The sequence below is a fragment of the Massilia sp. CT11-108 genome, assembly GCF_047302915.1.
Lineage (GTDB): Bacteria > Pseudomonadota > Gammaproteobacteria > Burkholderiales > Burkholderiaceae_D > Telluria > Telluria orientalis.
In genome coordinates, this window is sequence record NZ_JBKYMO010001391.1 from 1 (window position 1) to 323 (window position 323).

Consider the following 323-nt stretch of genomic DNA (forward strand, 5'->3'; position numbering starts at 1 on the left):
GTGCGGGACCGTCCGCGCAGGCGAGCGCCAGGCAGTGGGCGGACAGCGCGGCCAGCGCCAGCTTGGCGAATTCCACGGGCTGCAGGTCGAACACGCCCGTCTCGTCGCCGTACGCCACCTGCAGCAACAGCGCGAGCAGCGCGGCGCCGGTCAGCAGCAACAGCGCCAGCTCGATGCGCGCCTGCGGCAGCGGCCGCGCCGGACGCACGACGCTTGTCAATGTCGCGGCGCCGGCGCCCAGCGCGAACAGCGCCGCCGTCTTGTGGAAATGGCGCAGCCAGGCGGTGTCCGGTGCGCCGAGTCCCAGGTCCAGCTGGGCGAGC

1 pseudogene is annotated in these 323 nt (G+C 74.0%); it reads right to left on the reverse strand.

From position 1 onward, the window contains the following. Positions 1–323, reverse strand: a pseudogene (locus tag ACEN88_RS34960) (hypothetical protein); the annotation flags it as partial.